The organism is Streptomyces sp. CWNU-52B (assembly GCF_047444975.1).
Lineage (GTDB): Bacteria > Actinomycetota > Actinomycetes > Streptomycetales > Streptomycetaceae > Streptomyces.
In genome coordinates this window covers 34,044-54,657 of record NZ_JBLFJV010000020.1, presented here as the reverse complement: position 1 = coordinate 54,657, position 20,614 = coordinate 34,044, and the positions used below count along the sequence as shown (strand labels likewise).

Here is a 20,614-nt window from a genome sequence, read left to right as displayed (position 1 = left end):
ATACGCCACATCACCGGTGCCGCACTGGCCCTTGGGGCACGATCAAGGTTGGCTGCCGATGGATACCGACCCAACACCACTCTTGTGTAGGCTGCCGACTCATGAGACAGGACGCGGTGCGGGGCCACTTGGACGGACTGCTGCTGGCCGCTCTCGAACAGGGACCGCTGCACGGCTACGCGATCATCACCGCTGTCCAGCAGCGCAGCGGGGGCGCGCTCGAACTGCGTACGGGCACGATCTATCCGGCGCTGAACCGGCTGGAGCGCGTCGGGCTGCTGCGCAGCAGCTGGCAGTCCGACGGCGAACGGCGAAAGCGCTGCTACGAACTCACCGACGCCGGACAGCGCACTCTCGCCCGCGAGCGGACGGCGTGGCAGGAGTTCACCACGGCGATCGGCTCCGTCCTGAATCCCGTCCAGAGTCCCCTCCAGCCGCCTGGAGTCGCCACGTGAGCGCCCTCAGCCCGCAGAGCGATCCCGTCGAGGACTATGTCGCCTCCCTGTCCGCCGCCCTCCACGGCCCGGCGCGCGCCAAGGCACGCATGGTGGCGGAGGTCCGTGAAGGCCTCACGGACGCCGTGTCGGAGCACACCCGCGAGGGGCTGACCTATCAGCGTGCCGCCAGCCGGGCGATGCGGGAGTTCGGCACCACGGACGAGCTCGTGGTGAGCTGGCAGCAGGAGCTGACGATCGCCCAGGCCCGCCACACCGCGCGGGCCGTCGCACTCGCCCTTCCCTTCGTGATCACGTGTTGGTACCTGGTCCGGAACAGCTATTACAGCCAGGACGGTCAACTACCGCGCACGGCGCAGTTGCTGGCCGTGCACCTGGCAGGGGTCGCGGCGGGCGCCGCGCTGCTCGCCGCGGCGACGCTCGCGGCCACCGGCACGCTCGCCCGGTGGCTGCCGACGCCCGACCGGCTGCCCCTCACCGTCGCCTGGGTGGGCACCACCGCGAGTGTGGCGATGGCCATCGCCACACTCGCGCTCGCCGTCGCGTCGGCACTGGGCACGAACTGGATACTGATCGCGTTCGCCGGCGTGCTCGCCGCCACCTCGCACGCCCTGGTGGCGAGTTCGGCCCGGTCCTGCCGGCGGTGCGCCCGCCTGCCCCTCATGGACCCGTCCGCCTCCGAGCGACAGGCCTGACCCCTCGTACCTCGTCCTGTCGTCTCACCGGTCGACTCGTCCTGTCGACTCGTCCTGTCGGCTCACCGGTCCACGGCCGGTCCCTGGAAGAGGGCCTGCCAGTACCAGGTGAACGGAGGGGCCCAGCCGTCGGCGACGCAGCGCCAGTCGGTGTCGGGGCAGTAGACCGCGACGAACTTGCGCGCCTGCTCGCGCACCGCACGGTTGTCGTCGATGTCGATCACGTCGACCAGCGGCCCCGCGGCAAGGGCACGGGCGACGGCGTCCTCGCCGCGCGCGTGGCCGTCGAGGCTCTTGTCCATGTATTTGCCGACCGGGTTGTTCGTGTAGAAGTGACGGCAGCGCGCCGCGACCAGCGCGAGGTAGTACCTGAAGGTCTCGATGCTCATTTCGGCGAGCGAGTCGATGTTGATGCAGAGATCGAAATCGGCGCTCCCCAGCGACTTCTCGATGTCGCCTATGGGAATGAACGTCAGCCTGCCGAACTGCTCCTCCGAAAGGACCGCCCGCAGATACTGCCTGGAGAGCGCCATGGTGGTCGGAAGATCGATGATCGTGTAGGAGACGATGTCCTTGTTCGACATCAGTGTGTGACACGTACGGCCGTATCCGGCACCGATCTCCAGAACGCGCCCGCCGTCGAGACCGACGTGCTTCTCGATGAACTCCAGATCGCTCACGGCCCGCAGGTAGTCCAGGTCCACGGGCTCCCCGTCGTACGTGACGGAGTACGGTCGGCCCAGTTCGCGGCCGGCGGTGCGGCGCAGCCGCTCCCAGCTCTCCGGACCCAACTGGCCGGCCAGGTTGTATATGAGTGTCTTCAGGTAACGGACGCCGTTCGTCTCGACGTCGAAGGAGGTCAGCCGGTAAATCATCTGGCTTCGCTTGAATTCAGCGAGGTCTCCGACCGTCTCCGCGTTGACCTCGTGGTCACCGATGTATTTCCAGAGCTCGTTCACTTGCGGTTTCAAGCTCACCGAGTACCTCCCCCGAAGTGACGTTCGGCCTTGTGGAGACTACGGCCCGAAAATCACCGATGACAAGATTGAACAAGGGCACCGTCGGTCGCGGTCGGCCATCTCAGTCCTCCGGTGCGCGCAGGGGGTTCGGGACGGGCAGATAGCGCGCGTCCGCGCCGTTCGCCCCCGTCCAGCGCAGCAGCAGATTCGTCTTGCCGGGCAGGGTCGGGGACCGGAGGAGGTCCGTCACCTCGGGCAGCTCCGCCGCGTATCGCGCCAGCTCCCGCCGCGCGGGGCCCCACAGGTCCAGCCGCGGGTGCCGTTCCCGCAGGGCCTCCGCGATCTCCAGCAGGTTGTTGACGACGAGGCAGTACACCAACCGTTCCCAGCCGACCGCGCGCGTCACGTCCTTCAGCAGCTTCACACCCTCCGCGTCCCGGAAGAGCGCCTGCACCGGCGTCCCTTCGGCGTCCACGGCCACCACCGTGTTCTGCAGATGCGCTTCGAGCACGACCCCGTGCCGGGCGAACAACTCCAGTGCGGGTGGCACAACTTGACGCAGATACGCCGCCCACCAGACAGCCGGATCGGCGAGGGCGTCCAGGGGATTGCCGTCCAGACCGGCCGTACCCGCTGTACCCGCCGTGCCCTCCGTCAACGCGGCCGCCAGCAGCGGGGTGGAACCAGGAGTCAGGTGCTCGCGCAGACCGTCCCGTACGAGCACGGCCAGCTCCTCGAAGGCGAAGTCCGCCGTGCGGTAGCCGCGGTCGCTCAGCCAGGCCGCGTCGCCGTCCAGGGAGCGGAAGGCCGCCGTCACCGCGCTGTCCGTACGGCGCAGCGCGAGGAGGTCGTGACGCCACAGACGGCGGATGTCGTTGGTGATCCGGACGTCGAGGCTGAACTTCACGAAGAGGTCGGCATCAGGGAGGCCGTCGCCGGGGACGTACAGGGTGCGGACGGCCGCCGTCGGCCAGGCGGACCACCGGGCAGGCCCCAGCCGTACGAGGCGGCCGTCGGCGAACGCCTCACGGATCTCGGGGCGGGCTCCGACGAGGTCGAGCTGCCACGGATGGGCAGGGAGGAGGCGGTAGCCGTCAGGGGCTTCACCCAGGGCGTCCAGGGCCTGCGTGTCACCGTCCTCCACGCAGGTGTCCTCCCGCAGGCCCAGCAGCACCAGGGGGAAGCGGGCGTACGCCTCGGGGGCGTAGGGCAGCCAGCCGGTGACCGGGCCTTCGCCGCGCGCCTTGGGGGCGGGGTGGTGGGGATGCCCCGTGAGCAGGGACTGCTCGGAGCGCCGGTACGGGTCCGTGGGCGGGGCCAGGCCCACCCGGGCCGTCAGGATCGCCGCCACCGCGTCCCGGCTGTCGGTCATCTCGGCGGGCAGATCGGAGTTGGACAGGCCGGTGTGGAGGCGCAGTTCCTCGGCGGTGAGCTTGACCAGCTCCGCGTGGCCGAGCCGCTGCCAGGCGCCGTCGGCGAACAGCTCCGGATCGCGGGGCCTGCGTCCGTCACGGACCCGCAGGAGCCGTCCCAGGGCCGGCAGCCGGTACACCCGCCGCTCACCCCGGCCCAGCGGCGACGGCGACGACCCCTGCCCCGGCTCCGGCTCCGGCTCACCGATCTCCCGCAGCAGGCAGTTGAGCAGCGGCGCCGCCGCGTACGCGTCAGCCGCTTCGGCGATCTCTGCGGCTTCGGCCCTCTCGCCGCTGGGTTGCATGGGCGGGGTGGGGTGCATGGGGTACATGAGATCCACGCGATCCGTTCGTTGCATACGGTGCACTCGCGCTCAGTATGTCCGGATGTCCGGCGCCGTACCCGGCCTCGACGGCGTCCCCTCACCCTAGGAGCACCTGTGCCCTTCCCCCGCACCCCGGCCGAGACGGAGACCGCTCTCGCCGCCGAGCTGCGCACCGTACGTCCCGCTCTGCTGTCCCCGTACGCGGCCGAGCTGCCCGGCGCCCGCTCGGCCGTGCTCTCCCGGCTGTGGCGCGGGCTCGCCCATGAGCCGCTGCCGTGGGTCACGCACCGCGAGGCCCGGTACGACGGGCTGACGCTCCGGTTGGCCGACGGGCGCCGGCTGCACGGGCCGCGCCCGGACCCGTACGCGACGGCCCCGGGCGTCACGGAGGTCGAGCTGGACACGACGGTGTACACGCACCCGGCCGCGCTGATGACGGCGCTCGGGCTGCCGCACGGCAGGTCCTTCGCCGCCGAACTCGCGCACAGCGTCGCCTCGTTGGCCCTGTCCCGCGCCGGCCAGGTCCCGTCACGGGGACCGCGGGCCCTCTGGGAGTGGGAGCAGCGGATCGTCGACGGCCATCCGTTCCACCCCAACTGCCGTTCGCGGCCCGGCTTCTCGGTGGCCGAGCAGCTCGCGTACGCCCCGGAGCACCGGCCGGTGGTCGAGCTGGGCATGGTCGCCGTACGGCCGAAGGACTGCCGGTCGACGGGCGAGTGGCCGTACCGGGAGGCGGGGCAGGTGCTGATCCCCGTGCATCCGTGGCAGGCGCGGCACGTGCTGAAGGGCGAGCGGCCCGTCGGGGACGGTGTGGCCGCCCATCCCCTGATGTCCCTGCGCACCCTGGCCCTGCCGGGCGGGCCGCACATCAAGACCGCGCTCAGCGCCCGGCTCACCTCCTCCGTGCGGGACATCTCGGTGTACTCGATCACGTCGGCCGCGACGGTGTCGGCGTTCATGGAGTCGATGGCCGGGCGCCTGGACGGACTGCTGCACATCACCCGGACCTTGGGGGCGGTCACCGCCAACACCCCTGATCTGGCCGCTGTTTCGCGCGAGTCCCCCGACCTGTACGCGGGCACGGGTGAGCAGGTCGTCCCGGTCGCCGCCCTCGCCGCGAGCGTCCGGCCCCAGTCCCCGCGCTGGCTGGCCCTGTTCAGCCGGCTCGCGCTCACCGTGGGGCTGCGGATGCTCGAACTGGGCGTCGCCCTGGAGGCGCACGGACAGAACCTGCTGGTGGTGCTCTCGCCTGCCGGTGCCCCGGTACGGCTCGTCTACCGCGATCTGGCGGACATCCGGATCAGTCCGGCCCGGCTGGCCCGGCACGGCATCCCGGCCCCCGACCTGACGGGCCGTATCGTCACGGACGACGAGTCGGTCCTGCGCAGCAAGCTCTTCGGCTCGCTCGTCGCGGGCGCCCTGGCGGCGACGGCGGGTTCGACGCCCGCGCTGCGCGAGGCACTGTCCACGGCCGTACGGGATCTGCCGCGCACCGCGGACCTCACGGCGCTCCTCGAAGAGCCGCTGCCCGCCAAGGCGTTGACGCTGATGAGGCTGTCCCCCGAGCGTCCCGGCGACCTCTGGGCACGCCTGCCCAACCCCCTGGCCGACCTGGCCGACCTGGCGGAACCGTCGAACGACTAGTTGATCGACCCCTCGATCGGCCCTTCGATCGATCCGTCGGGCGGCCCCACGTCCGATGTCTCGTTTTGAAGCGGGGTGCCTTTGCTCCGTAGGATCCGGCGATGATCACAAGAAAACGGCTGGCGGTAGGCGCATGCGCCCTGCTCGCCGCCCTGACGGCCGGGATCGCGCTCCCGGCCGGCGCCGTCGCCGGCGAACCCACGGCGGCCGCCGCCCCCATGGTGGACCTCGTCCTCGACGTCAGCGGCTCGATGCGGGCACGGGACATCGACGGCCAGACCCGGATGGCGGCCGCGAAGCAGGCCTTCAACGAGGTCCTCGACGCGACGCCCGAAGAAGTCCAGCTGGGCATACGCACGCTCGGCGCCAACTACCGCGGCGACGACCGCAAGACAGGGTGCAAGGACACCGAACAGCTCTACCCCGTGGGGCCGTTGGACCGCACCGAGGCCAAGACGGCGGTCGCGACCCTGTCGCCCACCGGCTGGACCCCGATCGGTCCCGCGCTCCTCGAGGCCGCCGACGACCTCGACAGCGGCGAAGGCTCCCGGCGGATCGTCCTCATCAGCGACGGCGAGGACACCTGCGCCCCGCTGGACCCGTGCGAGGTGGCACGCGAGATCGCCGCCAAGGGGATCGGCCTCACCATCGACACCCTCGGTCTTGTGCCGAACACCAAGCTGCGGCAGCAGCTCAGTTGCATCGCCGAGGCGACCGGCGGCACGTACACCTCGATCGAGCACACCGACGAACTCACCGACAAGGTCAACCAGTTGGTCGACCGCGCCGCCGACCCGGTGGTGACCCCGGTCGCCGTGGAGGGCGCCGACGCGTGCGCGAAGGCTCCCGCGGTCAAGTCCGGCCTCTACACCGACCGTGAGGAGTTCGGGCAGCACCGCTGGTACCGCGTGGACGTCCCGGCCGGTTCCGAGCTGCGCGCCTCGGTGAGCGTCGCGGCCGACCGACGGGTCGACCGCGACTACGGGGTGACGCTGCGGGCGGTCACCACGCACGGCCGGGAGATCGTGCGTGGCGAGTCGACCGGCACCGGCAGGACCGACGTCATGTCGGCCGGTCTGCGCTACCCCACTGCGGAGAGCGACGACTCGGACGACGACGAGACGGCGACGGAGGCCGTGTGCCTCCAGGTCGCCAACTCCTTCTCGGCGGCCTCCGGTGTGAAGACCACACCCGGTCTGCCGCTGGAACTGACCATCGACGTCGTGGACGGACCCGGCTCGTCGAGCGACGTGGCCTCCTTCGGCCTCGGCCGCGGCTGGTGGCTGCTCGGCGCCCTGGTGCTCACCGGCTTCATCGCGGGTCTGCTGTGGGGCTGGATCTCACGCCTGCGGATCGCCGTCTGGAGGACCAACTGATGCGTATCAAACGTGAGTCGAGCACCGGCACCGGTGCCGGTGCCGGTGCCGGTGCCGGTACCGGTGCAGGCGTCAGAGCTGTCGTGAGCGCGGTGAGCGCCGGGCTGCTGCTGCTCGGGGTCGCGGCGGTTCCCGCCGTGGCCGACGCCTCCCCCTCCGCGAGCCCGTCGGACGACTCCGACGCGCCCACCTCCGCGGGGACGTCCTTCCGTACGGCGGCCGAGGTCGACCAGGGACAGCGGGCGACCGCCGGCGCGTCCACGGGTGACTACCTCTACTGGTCGTTCCCCGCGGACGCCGGGCAGCGGCCCACCGTGCAGGCGACGGTGAAGCTGCCGAAGGCGAGCGCCTCCACGACCTGGCAGCTCGACGTGTACGACGGGCTGCGGCGCCGCCAGGCGTGCCAGTACGGCGCGCAGACGCGGACGGCCGCCCAGGACGCGTCCTCCGTGGACCTGTCCTGCACGCTGCGTACGGTGCGGGCCTGGTCGGAGCCGTGGGCGAACGACCCGCTGCCCGGCACGTACTACGTCCGGCTGACCACGGTCGGCCTGCAGGCCGCCGATCTCGGGCTGCCGGTGAGTACCGAGGTGCGGATCGACTCGAAGGACATCGGCGGGTCCTCGGCGGTGGACGGTTCGCTGTCCGAGCCGCTGGTTCCGGGGATCGCGGTGACGGCGGAGAAGGACGACGAGGACTCCGACGACTCGGCTGTCGCCGTGCTGTCCAGCATCGAGCCCGATGACGGGTGGTCCTCCGGGTGGTGGTCCGACCGATGGGTGTGGACCGCCGTCGGAGGTGTGCTGGCCGCGCTGGCCGGGGTCGGTGGGTATTCGCTGACGCGTGGTGCCGGACGGCCCCGACGGGTCCCTCCGGGGGTCTGAGACCCCGCGACGGCCGGCCACGTCTGCCGGGCTCGTGTCCACCGGGACGCGTGCGCCTGGCTTGCGTGTGCGGGTCCGTCGTGGCCGAGCACGCAGTTCCCCGCGCCCCTTGAAGGGCCCTCTCGGGCCTTCAAGGGGCGCCTCCCGGAGCCTTCCTGGGGCGATCAGGGCTCCCGAAGAGACGTGAGGGCTTTGGCCAGTCGGCCCTCGCCCGACACCTCGATCCGGCCGGTCCGTATCGCGTCCGGAAGCGTGAGGTCGCCCCGGCCCAGCGCCGTGCACGTCTCGGTGTCGAGGGAGAGCCGGGCATCGGGTTCCTCGGGCGCGGGCCCCTCCCCGTACACCGGACCGTCCTGCGCGCCGAGACGTACGTGGAACTCCCCCTCGTCCAGCCGCACTTGTACGGTCCCCTCGCCCAGCCCCGTCAGCGACCGCAGCAGCGGCAGCGCGAACCAGTGCGCGCGGAGCGCGTCGGTGGGCCGCCGGTCCGCCAGCAGGGGCGCGCCCCACTCCCCCAGGGCCTGCAGCACGGGCAGCAACTCGCGTCCGCGCCCGGTGAGTTCGTACACGTACACCGCGCCCGGTGGCGGCATCCGGCGGCGGGTCGTCAGGCCGTCCCGCTCCATGTCCTTGAGCCGGGAGGCGAGCACGTCCGTGCTCACACCGGGCAGGTCCGCGTGCAGGTCGGTGTAGCGGCGCGGACCGGCGAGCAGCTCGCGGACGATCAGGAGGGTCCAGCGGTCACCGACGGCGTCGAGCGCGCGGGCAGCGGAACAGTACTGGTCGTAGCTTCGGCGAGGTGACATGCGACGCAGTCTAGACAACTTGTTGGACTTTCCAAGCGTTCACTTGGTAAAACCAAGCAACACCACAACCTGGAGGTGCGCACCGCATGGAGTTCCGGCAGTCGAGCAAGCTCAACGAGGTCTGTTACGAGATCCGGGGCCCGGTCATCGAGCAGGCGAACGCCCTGGAGGAGGCAGGCCACAGCGTGCTGCGCCTCAACACCGGCAACCCCGCGCTCTTCGGCTTCGAGGCACCGGCGGAGATCCTCCAGGACATGATCCGGATGCTCCCCCAGGCCCACGGCTACACGGACTCGCGCGGCATCCTCTCGGCCCGCCGCGCCGTGGCACAGCGCTACCAGGAGCGCGGGCTGGACGTCGGCGTGGACGACGTCTTCCTGGGCAACGGCGTCTCCGAACTGGTCTCCATGGCGGTCCAGGCACTCATCGAGGACGGCGACGAAGTCCTCATCCCCGCCCCGGACTTCCCGCTCTGGACGGCGGTGACGACACTCTCGGGCGGCAAGGCCGTGCACTACCTGTGCGACGAACAGGCCGACTGGTACCCGGACCTGGACGACATGGCGTCGAAGATCACGGACCGCACGAAGGCCGTCGTCATCATCAACCCGAACAACCCCACCGGCGCGGTCTACCCCAAGGAGATCATCGAGGGCATCCTCGACCTGGCCCGCCGACACGGCCTGATGGTGTTCGCGGACGAGATCTACGACCAGATCCTGTACGACGACGCCGTGCACCACTCGGCCGCCGCGCTCGCCCCCGACCTGGTGGTCCTCACCTTCTGCGGCCTGTCGAAGACGTACCGCGTGGCGGGCTTCCGCTCGGGCTGGCTGGTCGTCACGGGGCCGCGCCAGCACGCGAAGAGCTACCTGGAGGGCCTCACCATGCTGGCCTCCATGCGACTGTGCGCCAACGCCCCCGCCCAGTACGCCATCCAGGCCGCGCTCGGCGGCCGGCAGTCCATCCACGAACTCACCGCGCCCGGCGGCCGGTTGCGCGAACAGCGCGACCTCGCGTGGGAGAAGCTGAACGAGATCCCCGGCGTCTCCTGTGTGAAACCGAAGGGCGCGCTGTACGCGTTCCCGCGCATCGACCCCTCGGTGCACAAGATCCTCGACGACGAGAAGTTCGTGCTCGACCTCCTCCTGCGCGAGAAGATCCAGGTCGTCCAGGGCACCGGTTTCAACTGGCCGCGCCCCGACCACTTCCGCATCCTCACCCTCCCGCACGCCGACGACCTCGACGCGGCGATCAGCAGGATCGGGCGGTTCCTGAGCGGCTACCGGCAGTAGCCGACGGGAATGTCAGACCCGGGTCGTAGTCTTCGAGGGCTCGAAGCGGAAGGAGCGCCCCGTGACCCGACCCCCCACCGCCGCGCAGCGGCGTGTCATCGACGCCGCCGACCCGGTGACCGGGCGGCTCAGGGGTACGGAGAGCCAACTCGCGGCACTGGTGCGGCACGGGCTGGCCTTCCGGCACCCTCGGCCGCCGCACGATCACTTCCTCACCCCGGCGGGGCACCGGCTGCGCGAGGAGGCGGCCACGGCATCGACCGAGGCGAGCGCTCCCGCGACCGCCGAGCCCGCCCAGGAAGCCTCCGGGGTGTTCACCGCGCGGGTCGGCGGCGAGGCTGCCGCCGACACCGGTCCCGCCGGTCCGGCGCGTCTGCGTGAGGTGCGCAGCGCCTGGCAGGGCCTGCTGGAGCTGCGGCGGATGACCAACACGGGCGGCGCCGTGGACCGGCCGTGCGCGTGGGAGCGTACGCATCTGGTGCAGGCCGCCGCCCTCGCGCTTGAGGCGGCCGGACTCCACCCGGCGGGCACCGGTGCCGGCACCGGCACCGGCGACGCGGGATACCGGGTGCGTGCGACGCCCCAACCGGAAGCCGTCGCCGTGCGTGAGCCGGACGCGGAGGCGCTGCGGGCCTGCGCGGCAACGCTGGAGAAGGCCGGATGGCAGGCGAGCGAGCACACGGAGCCGCGTACGGGCGCCCGCTATCTGCTCGCTTCGCCTCGCCGGTCCTGAGACCCCGCGTCGTCATGTGCCGTACGCCACAAAGCGGTTGACGTTCATGAGCAACCGCTCAGTATGCTGAGGTTCGCTCTGTCCGCTCCGTTCTCCCTGGCGAGCGCGCCGCAGAAATGGGGAAGTCGTGGCCGAACCGTACGCCGTCCCGGTGACCGTGCGTGGTTACGAGATCGATGTCCTGGGGCATCTGAACCAGGCCGTGTACGTGAATTACGCGGAGCACGCCCGCTGGTCGTTCCTCCAGGCCGCCGGTGTCACCCAGAGCGCTCTGGCGGCCAAGGGCGTGGGCCCGGTGTCGCTGGAGATGACCGTCCGCTATCTGCGGGAGCTGCGCGCGGGCGACGAGGTCCAGGTCACCTGCGGCTTCGAGTGGGGCGAGGGCAAGACGTTCCGGATCCGGCAGGAGATCCACAAGACCGACGGTACGGTCTCGGCCGAGATCACGGCGGTCTGCGGCCTGATGGACCTCAAGGAGCGCAGGCTGGTCGCGGACCCGGGCGAGTACTTCCGCGCACTGGCCACCGACCCACGACAGTTCGGGCTCTGACCACGGCAGTTCGGGCTCTGCCCCGGCCCGGCCGGGTCAATCCCGCACGTGCCGGGCGTCGTACCCATCGGATCTGATCTGGGCCTGTCGGCCCGCCCGGCCGGCACCCGAGGTGCCTTCCCCCTCCTTGACGGGTATACGTCACTCGCAATCTCTGGTAGGAAACTTTCCTAACAGTACGAGAGATCGTACGGACGAGTGACTCCCCCCACTGGAGGTACCGTGCACACCCCCCACATCCGCTCCTCACGGCGAACGATCCTCGCCCTGATCGGAGCGTCCCTGGTGGCAGGCCCCACCCTTGCGACCAGCCAGGCGAGCGCCGCGCCCACCGCGGCCACCGGGCTCGACGACCCGGCGAAGAAGGAGATCGCCATGAAGCTGGTCTCCAGCGCGGAGAACTCCTCGCTGGACTGGCAGGCGCAGTACGAGTACATCGAGGACATCGGCGACGGCCGCGGCTACACCGCGGGCATCATCGGGTTCTGCTCCGGTACGGGCGACATGCTCGATCTCGTCGAGCTGTACACCCAGCGCGCCCCCGGCAACCCGCTGGCCGGATACCTGCCCGCGCTGCGCCGTGTCGACGGCACCGACTCGCACGAGGGCCTGGACCCGGGCTACCCGGACGCCTGGCGCCGAGCGGCCCAGGACCAGGCCTTCGAGCAGGCCCAGAACGACGAACGGGACCGTGTCTACTTCGGCCCCGCGGTCCAGCAGGGCAAGGCGGACGGCATCGGCACCCTGGGCCAGTTCGCGTACTACGACGCCATCGTCATGCACGGGGGCGGCGGCGACGGCACGAGCTTCGGCGGCATCCGCGGGCGCGCACTGGAGCAGGCCGTGCCCCCGGCCCAGGGCGGCGACGAGGTGACGTACCTCAACGCCTTCCTCGACGCGCGGGTGTGGGCCATGAAGCAGGAAGAGGCTCACGAGGACACCAGCCGGGTGGACACCGCCCAGCGGGTCTTCCTCCGCGACGGGAACCTGAACCTGGACCCGCCGCTCGACTGGCAGGTCTACGGGCAGGACTTCCACATCGGCTGAGGTCACCCACCCCGCTGTCCGGCGGCCGCTCGCTCCGCGCGGAGCGTGCGGTCACCGGACCGGAAGCCGGTCCCTGTCCGCGATCTCCCCGCCCGGCTCCATCGGGGCCGTCACGTCGTCCGCCCCCTGACCCCTGCCCAGGTGGTTGAAGACGAGGTTCAGGGCGACGGCCGCCACGCACCCGGTCGAGATCCCCGAGTCCAGGATGATCTTCGCGGTCTCCGGGAACGCGTGGTAGAACTCCGGGGCCGTGATCGGGATGATGCCCACGGCCAGCGAGACGGCCACGATCAGAACGTTGTTGTCCTTCTCCAGCCCCGCCTTGGCGAGGGTCTGGATGCCGCTCGCCGCCACCGAGCCGAACAACACCACGCCCGCCCCGCCGAGTACGGGACGCGGCACCACCGCGATGAGCGACGCCGCCATGGGGCACAGGCCCATCAGGACGAGGAAGCCGCCTCCCGTGGCCACGACGTACCGGCTGCGGATCCGGGTCATCGCGACCAGGCCGATGTTCTGTGCGAAGGCGCTGCACATGAAGCCGTTGAAGAACGGGCTGACCGCCGAGCCCAGCGTGTCGGCGCGCAGGCCCGCCGCGATGGTCCGCTCGTCGGCCGGGCGGCCGACGATCTCCCCCAACGCCAGCATGTCCGCGGTCGATTCGGTCATCGAGACGACCATCACCACGCACAGCGAGAGGATCGCGGCGAGCTGGAACTGCGGGGCCCCGAAATGGAACGGCGTGGGGAAGCCGACGACCGCCGCGTCGGCCACCGGTGCGAAGTCGGTGACGCCGAAGGGGACGGCGACGAGCGTGCCGGCGACCAGGCCGAGCAGCACGGCGATCTGTTTGACGAAGCCGCGGGTGAAGCGGCGCAGCAGCAGGACGATGACGAGGGTGGCGCCCGCCAGGCCCAGGTTGGTGGCCGAACCGTAGCCGTCGGCCGCCGGGTCGGGGCCCTGGGCCCAGCCGAAGGCCACCGGCATCAGGGATATGCCGATGAGCGTGATGACCGTACCGGTGACGACCGGCGGGAAGAAGCGGACCGCCTTGCTGAAGAACGGTGCGGCGAGGAAGCCGAGCACCCCCGCCACGACGACCGCGCCGAAGATGACCGGCAGCGCGTCGCGTTTGTCGTCGGTGGAGTCGACGACCGCGATCATCGGGGCGACTCCGGCGAAGGTGACGCCGTTGACGAACGGCAGCCGGGCGCCGATCTTCCAGAAGCCGAGGGTCTGCAGGAACGTGGCGAGCCCCGCGGTGAACAGGCAGGCGCCGGTGAGGAAGGTCAGCTCGGTCGCGGTCAGGCCCACGGCCGCGCCGACGATCAGGGGCGGGGCGACCACACCCGCGTACATGGCGGCCACGTGCTGCAGACCGCTGGTCGCCATCTTCAGGGCGGGGAGCTTCTCGTCGACCGGGTGCTTGCGCAGTCCGGTCGGGGTTGCGTCCGTACTGCTGGACGTGGGCTGGGCGGCCACGGCGGTTCCTCCGGTCGGTTACACGTCGGCGTCTGCGTCGACGTGGGTGTCAGGGAGGTGGGGACGACGCCCGTCGCGGAGGGGACGTGACGGGGCGGGGCGGGGCAGGGCGGGGCAGGCAGGGCAGGACAGGGGCGAAGGCAAGGCGGGGTCGCGCAGTTCAGGCCCGGTCCGATCCGGTCCGGTCCGGTCCGGTCCGGTCCGGTCCGGTCACGACGGGGAGACCGGTCCGGGGCGCGACCGTTTCACGCACGCGCCCCGGAGACGGTCGCCGTGGCCCCTTTCGGGTCCGCGGCCGCCGGCCGAGGGCCGTCCCCCTCGGCCGGAGTTCTTCGGTGAGGTGAGGTCAGGCCCGCGCGGCGATCCGCGCGAGACGCTGGGCCTCGTCCCGCGTGGAGCGGGCGATGGCGTCCTCGTCGACGCGCAGCAGACGGCCGTTCTCGACGATCTGCTCACCGCCCACGAAGGAGGCGGTGACCGGAGCCGGCGCTCCGAGGACGAGCGCCGCGACCGGGTCGGCGATCGACGCGTGGGCCAGGGTGTCCAGCTTCCACAGCACCAGGTCGGCGAGCTTGCCCGGTTCCAGGGAGCCGATCTCCGGTGCCCGGCCCAGGACTTGGGCGCCACCGTACGTACCGAGCCGCAGCGCCTGACGGACGTTCAGCGCGGCCTCGCGGTGGGCGCCGAGCCGGTTGACGAGCAGCGCGTTGCGCAGTTCGGTGTGCAGTTCGCCGGACTCGTTGGACGCGGTGCCGTCGACGCCGAGGCCGACCGGGATGCCGGCCGCGAGCATGTCGGGGACCCGTGCGATCCCGGCCGCCAGCCGGGCGTTGGACGACGGGCAGTGGGCCACCCCCGTCTTCGTACGGGCGAAGGCGGTGATGTCGGAGTCGTTCATGTGGACGCAGTGCGCCATCCACACGTCCTCGCCGAGCCAGCCGGTGGACTCGAAGTAGTCGGTCGGACCCATGCCGAACAGTTCCTTGCAGAACTGCTCCTCCTCGACCGTCTCCGAGCCATGGGTGTGCAGCCGTACGCCCTTGCGTCGCGCCAACTCGGCGCCCTGCTTGAGGAGTTCCGTCGACACGGAGAACGGCGAACAGGGAGCGACGGCCACCTGGGTCATGGCACCGAAGGACGCGTCGTGGTGCTCGTCGACGGTCGCCTCGGTGGCGGCGAGGGCGCCTTCGAGGGTCTCGACGGCGAAGTCGGGCGGCAGCCCGCCGTCCTTCTCGCTGCGGTCCATCGAGCCGCGGGCCAGGGTGAAGCGGACGCCTGTCTCCCGCGCGGCGCGGATGATCGAGCCCGACAGGTCGCCGGAGCCCTTCGGGAAGACGTAGTGGTGGTCCATGGCGGTGGTGACACCGCCGCGGGCCATCATGCCGAGGGAACCCTGGGCCGCCGCGTAGGTCATCCGCTCGTCGATGCGCGCCCAGGTGGGGTACAGGGCGACGAGCCAGTCGAAGAGGTTGTGGTCCGTGGCGAGGCCGCGGGTGAGCCACTGGTAGAAGTGGTGATGGGTGTTGACCAGGCCGGGGGTGACGAGGTGGCCGGTCGCGTCGATCCGGCGTACGACGCCGGCCAGGCCCTCGGGGGCCCTGCCCGCGCCGAGCGACTCGATGCGGTCGCCCGCCAGGACCAGGTGGCCCGATGCGTACTCGGTGTCGTCGGCGTCCACGGTCGCGATCGCACAGTTCTCGATGACGATGCGCCGGTCTGCTGCCATGGTTCGTCCTTTTCGCTGTCGAAGGCGGGCACGGCAGGACCCTGTGAGGTTTGAGTGCCGCGGCCCGGTGGACGGACCGCGGGTGCCGAGAAGGGGGAACTGGTCAGAAGAGGGAGCGGGTCAGAGGTTGGTGACGTCCACCGGGATGCGCGCCTCGCAGCCGTCCCTCAGGACGGTGGCCTCGATCAGGCCGTAGGGCCGGTCGGCGGCGAAGTACACCTCGTTGTCGTTCTTGAGGCCGAACGGCTCCAGGTCGACGAGGAAGTGATGCTTGTTCGGCAGCGAGAAGCGGACCTCGTCGATCTCGTCGCGGTTCTCGATGATCCGTGCGCCCATCTGGTAGAGGGTCTGCTGGAGCGACAGCGAGTACGTCTCGGCGAACGCCCTGAGCAGGTGCCCGCGCACCTGCTCGTACGACGCCTCCCAGTCGGGCATCGGCTGCTCGTCACCGGTCCAGCCGAACCGCCAGCGGGCGGAGACCTCGGTGGCGAGAACGCGGTCGTGCGCCTCCTTGAGCGTCGTGTACTCGTCCTTGACGTAGCCCCAGAACTCGGAGTTCGTCGAGTTCAGCACGACCAGGTCCTTGAGTCCCGAGACGACCTCCCACGAGGAGCCGTCGTACGTGATCTGCGTGACGCGGGTCTCCTGGCCCCGGCGGACGAAGGAGTGCCCGGCCTCGGCGGACTCGATGCGCTCCCAGGAGTACTCCTCGATACGGATGCGCGCGGTCCTGATCGGCTCCTGCGAGGTCACGAAGTGCCGGGCCAGGTGGATGCCGAACTGCTCGGCCGACTCGATGCCGTGCTCCTTGGCGAAGGCGTACACCGTGTTCTTGGTGGTGTCCGTCGGCAGCACGTTCGCGTTGGATCCCGAGTAGTGGACCTCCTCCATGTCGCCGCTGAGGGCCACGGAGACGTTCAGGTCCTTGAGGTGGTGGGTGGTGCCGTCCCGGGTGACCCGGACGACTCTGGTCTCGGCCTTGCCGTACTGGTTCTGGGCCAGCACCGCCGGACGGGCAGGACGGGAAGTGGAGGTCATGTCTGCTAGCTCCCTCGGTAAACGGAGTAGCCGAACGGGTTGAGCAGCAGCGGTACGTGGAAGTGCTCCCCCGGTCCGACGGCGAAGGTGATCGCCACCTCGGGGAAGAACACGTCCGCGGCACCGCTGTCCCGGTTCGCGGGGGCGTCCTGCTGCGCATCGGCTTGCTTCTTCTCGGACTTCAGGAAGTACGCCTCGACGGCGAAGTCGAGACGTACGTGTGTGGTGCCCTCCGGCAGGGCCGGCAGGTCCTTGCACCGCCCGTCCGCGTCGGTCACCGAGCCCCCGAGCGCCCGCCAGTCAGCGCCACGGCCGGCCCGGGCCGCGAGGCGGACGGCGACATCCCCGGCGGGGCGGCCGACGCTGGTGTCCAGGATGTGCGTGGACACGGAGGCGGTGGTCTCGGTACTCATGCGCGTGCGTCCTCTTCGACGGGTTCGGTGCTCATGCGGGTACGTCCGCCGCGACGAGCGGGGCGAGGCGGATGCGGTTGATCCTGCCCAGTTCGACGCGCACGGTCTCGCGCTCCTCGCCCGGCGTGTTGCCGATCCGCTCCTTGACCGCGTCGCGCATCTGCTCACCGGTCAGGCCGGTGGCGCAGATCAGGAAGACATGGCCGAACCGCTCCTGGTACGCGAGGTTCAGCTCCAGCATCTCCGCCTTGAGCGCGTCGGAGGCGCCGGCCATGCCGCGCTGCTCACGGGAGGAGGTGGGGTCGCCCGGCACCGGGCGTCCGATGGGCGGATGTCCGGCCATCGCCTCCGCCAGGTCGGCCTCGGTCAGGCCGGCCATGGCGGCGTCGCTGCGCGCGAGGAGGTCCTCCGCGGTGGCGTAGGGGCGCCCGGCGAGCAGAGTGCGCGCCCAGGTCGCCGAGGCGCACAGTTCGTGGAGGGCGGCGTAGGCCGCGGGCTCCTCCAGGGCGTTGAAGCGGGCGAGACCGCCAGGTGTCGTACTCGAAGTCACGGGAGCCTCCGTGGCCTTTGACCTTGGACCGTGGGACCTTGCGCCTCGACCCATGGCTGGGCGGGCTGCGGTCAGCTAACGCCCTCGGAAACACCACGTCAACAGTTTGTTGAAAAATCCGGGTAACAAATCCGGGCGGCGAAAGCGGTCACTTCCGGTCGTCGCCGGACCGCGTCCCACGCTGTTCGGCCCGTCGCTCCTCCTGCGCGTTGATGTAGTTGTAGACGGTGAACCGGCTGACCCCGAGCGCGCCCGCCACGGTCTCCACCCCGTGCCGCACGGAGAAGGCTCCGCGCGCCTCGAGTATCCGTACGACCTCCTGCTTGGCCTTGCGGTCCAGGTCGGCCAGGGGCTTGCCGCGCTCGCGTTCCAGGGCGGCCAGGATGCGGTCCAGCGAGTCGGCGAGCTGCGGGAGGCGGACCGCCACGACGTCCGCACCCTCCCAGGAGAGCACCACGTCGTCGGGTCCCGCCTGGCCGGGCGGCAGCATCTCGGCACCCATGGCGTCGATCAGCGGCTTGACGGCGGAGAGGAACGGGGCATCCGAGGCGGCCGGGACAAGAGAGTCACCCGGGATGGGTGACTCACTCGGGACGGGTGAGTCAGCCGGGACGAGAGGGTCCCGCGAGCCGCCCGAGTCGCGCGCGCCGCGCGGACCCTGCGGGTCGTGCGGGCGCTGCGGGTCGTGCACGGATCCGGTCACCTGCCCTCCTCCGCGATCACGTTGACCTGCAGGGAGACCCGGGTGGCGCCCGCGTCCAGGGTCCTGCGCAGCAGCGCGTCGACCGCCGTGAGCACCGAATCCGCCCCGCCCTCGACGGTGTTGCCGAACGGCCCGACGTCCACCGCGTCCAGTTCGGCACCCTCGATGACCTCGCGGGCGACCACCGCGTGCCGCGGCGCCTCGTCGAGATCGAAGGGCTCGGTCGTGAACTCCACTCTCAGTCGCACTGCGCCCCCACGGCATCACTCATTTGCATCACTCATCGCATCTCTCATGGCGTCGCTCGCGGTTCCGCTCCGGCCCGCGCGTCCCCCGACACGGCCCGGCCGATCGCACAGCGACCCTAGCCCAACGGGCAGCCACCTCCCGGTCGCCGCTCCCTCTTGACAAGGTCTCCCGACCCGGGCAGCCTTTCCAGCAAGCAGAAAGATACTTCCACTATACGGAATTATCGAGCTTCGCCCACTCGCTCCTCGGACATACTCGGCGGAGCCACTCACCACGGAAGGGAGCGCCGACCCCATGCCCGGTTTCCCGCTGGACGCGGCCGCAGAGCAGCGCTTCAACGTCAACCTGTCGATCCTCTTCACGGAGCTCCCGCTCCTGGAGCGCCCCGCGGCCGCCGCCACGGCGGGCTTCACCGCGGTCGAGCTCTGGTGGCCCTGGCCCGACTCCCCCACCCCCGAGCGCCCGGAGCTGGACGCCCTCAAGAAGGCGATCGAGGACGCGGGCGTACAGCTCACGGGGCTGAACTTCTACGCCGGACAACTGCCGGGCCCTGACCGGGGCGCGCTGTCGGTCCCCGGCCGGGAGTCGGAGCGGTTCCGCGCGAACATCGACGTGGCCGCGGACTTCGCGCGGTCACTGGGGTGCACGGCGCTCAACGCGCTGTACGGCAACCGCGTCGACGGCGTCGATCCGGCCGAGCAGGACGAACTCGCCCTGGAGAACCTCGTACTGGCGGCCCGTGCGGCCGACCGGGCCGGCGCGACCCTGCTGATCGAGACCCTCAACAAGCCGGAGTCGCCGCGCTATCCGCTGGTGACCGCCGAGGCCGCGGTCGCCGTCGCCGACCGGGTCAACGAGGCGACGGGGCTCGGCAACGCCGAGTTCCTGATGGACCTCTACCACCTGTCCATGAACGGCGAGGAGCTCCCGTCGGTGATCGAGCGGTTCGCCGCGCGGACCGGCCACGTCCAGATCGCCGACGCCCCGGGCCGCGGCGCCCCCGGCACCGGCTCGCTCCCGCTGGCGGAGCTGCTCGGCCTGCTGCGCAAGCAGGGGTACGAGGGATGGGTCGGCCTGGAGTACAAGCCGGGCGACCGGTCGAGCGCCGAGTCCTTCGAGTGGCTCCCGCGCGAGGCGCGCCCGGCCCGCGCCGACCGCACCGCCCGCACCGCCCGCTGAGCGGCAACTCACGTCCCCATAAGAGCGGTTACACGGTATACAGCAGTAGGAGAGGCACCCTCATGAGCAGCACTCTTCCCAAGGTCGCGTGGATAGGCCTCGGCATCATGGGCTCCCCCATGTCGGAGAACCTGATCAAGGCCGGGTACGACGTCACCGGGTTCACGCTGGAGCGGGACAAGCTGGAGCGGCTGACCGCCGCGGGCGGCACGGCGGCCGGTTCGACGGCCGAGGCCGTGCGGGACGCCGATGTCGTGATCACGATGGTGCCCGCCTCCCCGCAGGTCGAGGCCCTCGCGTACGGGCCCGACGGCATCCTGGAGAACGCGCGGTCCGGCGCGCTCCTGATCGACATGTCCTCCATCACCCCGCAGACCTCCGTGGACCTGGCGAAGGCGGCGAAGGACAAGGGCATCCGGGTCCTGGACGCCCCGGTGTCCGGCGGCGAGGCCGGTGCCGTGGAGGCGGTGCTGTCCATCATGGTCGGCGGTGAGCAGGCCGACTTCGACCAGGCGAAGCCGCTCTTCGAAGCGCTCGGCAGGACCGTCGTGCTGTGCGGGCCGCACGGCTCAGGACAGACCGTGAAGGCAGCGAACCAGCTGATCGTCGCCGTGAACATCCAGGCGTGCGCCGAGGCCGTGGTCTTCCTGGAGAAGTCGGGCGTCGACCTGAAGGCGGCCCTCGACGTCCTGAACGGCGGGCTCGCCGGCTCGACCGTGCTGACCCGCAAGAAGGACAACTTCCTGAACCGCGACTTCAGGCCGGGCTTCCGTATCGACCTGCACCACAAGGACATGGGCATCGTCACGGACGCCGCCCGCAACGTCGGCGCCGCCCTGCCCGTCGGCGCCGTGGTCGCCCAGCTCGTCGCCTCCCTCCGCGCGCAGGGCGACGGCGGCCTGGACCACTCCGCGCTGCTGCGCGCGGTCGAGCGCCTCTCCGGCGCGCGGGTCTGACCGCCCGCCCCCACAGACCCGGGCGGCGCCGGCGCTGACAACTGTCCTGTCGCGCCCAGGCGCCGGCGTCGCCCGGCACCAGCGAACTCCCCAGCTGCGTGCGGTACATGACGGGAGGTCATGTACCGCACGCATC

At 71.0% G+C, this 20,614-nt stretch carries 21 protein-coding genes; 11 read left to right on the top strand and 10 right to left on the bottom strand.

The genetic code is table 11. From position 1 onward, the window contains the following. Positions 1-101: 101 nt before the first annotated feature. On the top strand, positions 102-455 hold the full coding sequence (locus ACLVWQ_RS20685) for a PadR family transcriptional regulator (RefSeq protein ID WP_414110471.1): 354 nt from the start codon (positions 102-104) through the stop codon (positions 453-455). Further along, positions 452-1,150: a permease prefix domain 1-containing protein gene (locus ACLVWQ_RS20680; protein WP_414110470.1), complete on the top strand. Its 699-nt coding sequence runs from the start codon at positions 452-454 to the stop codon at positions 1,148-1,150. The genes ACLVWQ_RS20685 and ACLVWQ_RS20680 overlap by 4 nt, the downstream gene beginning before the upstream one ends. A 62-nt stretch (positions 1,151-1,212) precedes the next feature. Here ACLVWQ_RS20680 and ACLVWQ_RS20675 read toward each other — a convergent pair whose 3' ends face one another. Further along, the gene (locus ACLVWQ_RS20675) at positions 1,213-2,109 is read right to left on the bottom strand and encodes a putative sugar O-methyltransferase (protein ID WP_414110469.1); all 897 of its coding nucleotides are present in this window, start codon (positions 2,107-2,109) and stop codon (positions 1,213-1,215) included. A 121-nt stretch (positions 2,110-2,230) separates the two neighbouring features. Next, complete coding sequence (locus tag ACLVWQ_RS20670) at positions 2,231-3,844, bottom strand: IucA/IucC family protein (RefSeq protein WP_414110468.1); 1,614 nt, start codon at positions 3,842-3,844, stop codon at positions 2,231-2,233. Positions 3,845-3,961: 117 nt separating this feature from the next. On the opposite strand from ACLVWQ_RS20670, the gene ACLVWQ_RS20665 reads away from it, so the two are divergent. From ACLVWQ_RS20665 to ACLVWQ_RS20655, 3 genes are all read left to right on the top strand, one after another. Beyond that, positions 3,962-5,491, top strand: a complete 1,530-nt coding sequence (locus ACLVWQ_RS20665) for an IucA/IucC family protein (RefSeq protein ID WP_414110467.1) — start codon at positions 3,962-3,964, stop codon at positions 5,489-5,491. A 101-nt stretch (positions 5,492-5,592) separates the two neighbouring features. Then, positions 5,593-6,867 carry a VWA domain-containing protein gene (locus tag ACLVWQ_RS20660; protein ID WP_414110466.1) on the top strand — a complete coding sequence of 425 codons (1,275 nt, stop codon included), beginning with the start codon at positions 5,593-5,595 and terminating at the stop codon, positions 6,865-6,867. After that, positions 6,867-7,751 carry a hypothetical protein gene (locus ACLVWQ_RS20655; RefSeq protein ID WP_414110465.1) on the top strand — a complete coding sequence of 295 codons (885 nt, stop codon included), beginning with the start codon at positions 6,867-6,869 and terminating at the stop codon, positions 7,749-7,751. Before ACLVWQ_RS20660 ends, ACLVWQ_RS20655 begins: the two co-directional genes overlap by 1 nt. A 164-nt stretch (positions 7,752-7,915) precedes the next feature. Here ACLVWQ_RS20655 and ACLVWQ_RS20650 read toward each other — a convergent pair whose 3' ends face one another. After that, entirely contained in the window at positions 7,916-8,557 is a 642-nt protein-coding gene (locus ACLVWQ_RS20650; RefSeq protein WP_414110464.1) for a winged helix-turn-helix transcriptional regulator, read from the bottom strand. Positions 8,558-8,643: 86 nt separating this feature from the next. Between ACLVWQ_RS20650 and ACLVWQ_RS20645 the strand changes: the two genes are divergently transcribed. The 4 genes from ACLVWQ_RS20645 (at position 8,644) to ACLVWQ_RS20630 (ending at position 12,182) form a co-directional block, all read left to right on the top strand. Continuing rightward, positions 8,644-9,852: a pyridoxal phosphate-dependent aminotransferase gene (locus ACLVWQ_RS20645; RefSeq protein ID WP_414110463.1), complete on the top strand. Its 1,209-nt coding sequence runs from the start codon at positions 8,644-8,646 to the stop codon at positions 9,850-9,852. 61 nt (positions 9,853-9,913) lie between these two features. Then, positions 9,914-10,585, top strand: a complete 672-nt coding sequence (locus ACLVWQ_RS20640; protein WP_414110462.1) for a hypothetical protein — start codon at positions 9,914-9,916, stop codon at positions 10,583-10,585. Positions 10,586-10,712: 127 nt separating this feature from the next. Further along, positions 10,713-11,135: an acyl-CoA thioesterase gene (locus ACLVWQ_RS20635; RefSeq protein ID WP_414110461.1), complete on the top strand. Its 423-nt coding sequence runs from the start codon at positions 10,713-10,715 to the stop codon at positions 11,133-11,135. 222 nt (positions 11,136-11,357) lie between these two features. Beyond that, positions 11,358-12,182: a chitosanase gene (locus ACLVWQ_RS20630; protein ID WP_414110460.1), complete on the top strand. Its 825-nt coding sequence runs from the start codon at positions 11,358-11,360 to the stop codon at positions 12,180-12,182. Between the two features lie 51 nt (positions 12,183-12,233). Here the strand turns inward: ACLVWQ_RS20630 and ACLVWQ_RS20625 are convergent, their stop codons facing one another. The 7 genes from ACLVWQ_RS20625 to ACLVWQ_RS20595 all read right to left on the bottom strand — a co-directional run bounded on the left by ACLVWQ_RS20625 (position 12,234) and on the right by ACLVWQ_RS20595 (position 18,342). Continuing rightward, entirely contained in the window at positions 12,234-13,574 is a 1,341-nt protein-coding gene (locus tag ACLVWQ_RS20625) for a nucleobase:cation symporter-2 family protein (protein ID WP_414110566.1), read from the bottom strand. Positions 13,575-14,010: 436 nt separating this feature from the next. Beyond that, positions 14,011-15,390: an 8-oxoguanine deaminase gene (locus tag ACLVWQ_RS20620; protein WP_414110459.1), complete on the bottom strand. Its 1,380-nt coding sequence runs from the start codon at positions 15,388-15,390 to the stop codon at positions 14,011-14,013. 120 nt (positions 15,391-15,510) lie between these two features. After that, positions 15,511-16,428 carry a factor-independent urate hydroxylase gene (gene pucL / locus ACLVWQ_RS20615; protein ID WP_414110458.1) on the bottom strand — a complete coding sequence of 306 codons (918 nt, stop codon included), beginning with the start codon at positions 16,426-16,428 and terminating at the stop codon, positions 15,511-15,513. Between the two features lie 5 nt (positions 16,429-16,433). Next, positions 16,434-16,841, bottom strand: coding sequence for a hydroxyisourate hydrolase (gene uraH / locus ACLVWQ_RS20610; protein WP_414110456.1), 408 nt, complete (start codon positions 16,839-16,841; stop codon positions 16,434-16,436). A 31-nt stretch (positions 16,842-16,872) separates the two neighbouring features. After that, complete coding sequence (gene uraD, locus ACLVWQ_RS20605; protein WP_414110455.1) at positions 16,873-17,391, bottom strand: 2-oxo-4-hydroxy-4-carboxy-5-ureidoimidazoline decarboxylase; 519 nt, start codon at positions 17,389-17,391, stop codon at positions 16,873-16,875. Positions 17,392-17,539: 148 nt separating this feature from the next. Next, positions 17,540-17,893 carry a helix-turn-helix domain-containing protein gene (locus ACLVWQ_RS20600; protein WP_414110565.1) on the bottom strand — a complete coding sequence of 118 codons (354 nt, stop codon included), beginning with the start codon at positions 17,891-17,893 and terminating at the stop codon, positions 17,540-17,542. Between the two features lie 197 nt (positions 17,894-18,090). Beyond that, positions 18,091-18,342 carry a hypothetical protein gene (locus tag ACLVWQ_RS20595; RefSeq protein WP_414110453.1) on the bottom strand — a complete coding sequence of 84 codons (252 nt, stop codon included), beginning with the start codon at positions 18,340-18,342 and terminating at the stop codon, positions 18,091-18,093. A gap of 295 nt (positions 18,343-18,637) precedes the next feature. Between ACLVWQ_RS20595 and ACLVWQ_RS20590 the strand changes: the two genes are divergently transcribed. Both ACLVWQ_RS20590 and ACLVWQ_RS20585 read left to right on the top strand, forming a co-directional pair. Beyond that, entirely contained in the window at positions 18,638-19,522 is an 885-nt protein-coding gene (locus ACLVWQ_RS20590) for a TIM barrel protein (RefSeq protein ID WP_414110452.1), read from the top strand. 62 nt (positions 19,523-19,584) lie between these two features. Then, entirely contained in the window at positions 19,585-20,478 is an 894-nt protein-coding gene (locus ACLVWQ_RS20585; RefSeq protein WP_414110451.1) for a 2-hydroxy-3-oxopropionate reductase, read from the top strand. Positions 20,479-20,614 lie beyond the last annotated feature (136 nt).

What these genes read in the sequence shown, in the direction of transcription:
- ACLVWQ_RS20590 (WP_414110452.1), top strand. Translation starts at nt 18,638, where the DNA reads ATGCCCGGTTTCCCGCTGGACGCGGCCGCAGAGCAGCGCTTCAACGTC.
- ACLVWQ_RS20620 (WP_414110459.1), bottom strand. Translation starts at nt 15,390, where the DNA reads ATGGCAGCAGACCGGCGCATCGTCATCGAGAACTGTGCGATCGCGACC.
- ACLVWQ_RS20625 (WP_414110566.1), bottom strand. Translation starts at nt 13,574, where the DNA reads ATGGCGACCAGCGGTCTGCAGCACGTGGCCGCCATGTACGCGGGTGTG.
- ACLVWQ_RS20685 (WP_414110471.1), top strand. Translation starts at nt 102, where the DNA reads ATGAGACAGGACGCGGTGCGGGGCCACTTGGACGGACTGCTGCTGGCC.
- uraH (WP_414110456.1), bottom strand. Translation starts at nt 16,841, where the DNA reads ATGAGTACCGAGACCACCGCCTCCGTGTCCACGCACATCCTGGACACC.
- ACLVWQ_RS20655 (WP_414110465.1), top strand. Translation starts at nt 6,867, where the DNA reads ATGCGTATCAAACGTGAGTCGAGCACCGGCACCGGTGCCGGTGCCGGT.
- ACLVWQ_RS20585 (WP_414110451.1), top strand. Translation starts at nt 19,585, where the DNA reads ATGAGCAGCACTCTTCCCAAGGTCGCGTGGATAGGCCTCGGCATCATG.
- pucL (WP_414110458.1), bottom strand. Translation starts at nt 16,428, where the DNA reads ATGACCTCCACTTCCCGTCCTGCCCGTCCGGCGGTGCTGGCCCAGAAC.
- ACLVWQ_RS20645 (WP_414110463.1), top strand. Translation starts at nt 8,644, where the DNA reads ATGGAGTTCCGGCAGTCGAGCAAGCTCAACGAGGTCTGTTACGAGATC.
- ACLVWQ_RS20650 (WP_414110464.1), bottom strand. Translation starts at nt 8,557, where the DNA reads ATGTCACCTCGCCGAAGCTACGACCAGTACTGTTCCGCTGCCCGCGCG.
- ACLVWQ_RS20660 (WP_414110466.1), top strand. Translation starts at nt 5,593, where the DNA reads ATGATCACAAGAAAACGGCTGGCGGTAGGCGCATGCGCCCTGCTCGCC.
- ACLVWQ_RS20670 (WP_414110468.1), bottom strand. Translation starts at nt 3,844, where the DNA reads ATGCACCCCACCCCGCCCATGCAACCCAGCGGCGAGAGGGCCGAAGCC.
- ACLVWQ_RS20600 (WP_414110565.1), bottom strand. Translation starts at nt 17,893, where the DNA reads ATGGGTGCCGAGATGCTGCCGCCCGGCCAGGCGGGACCCGACGACGTG.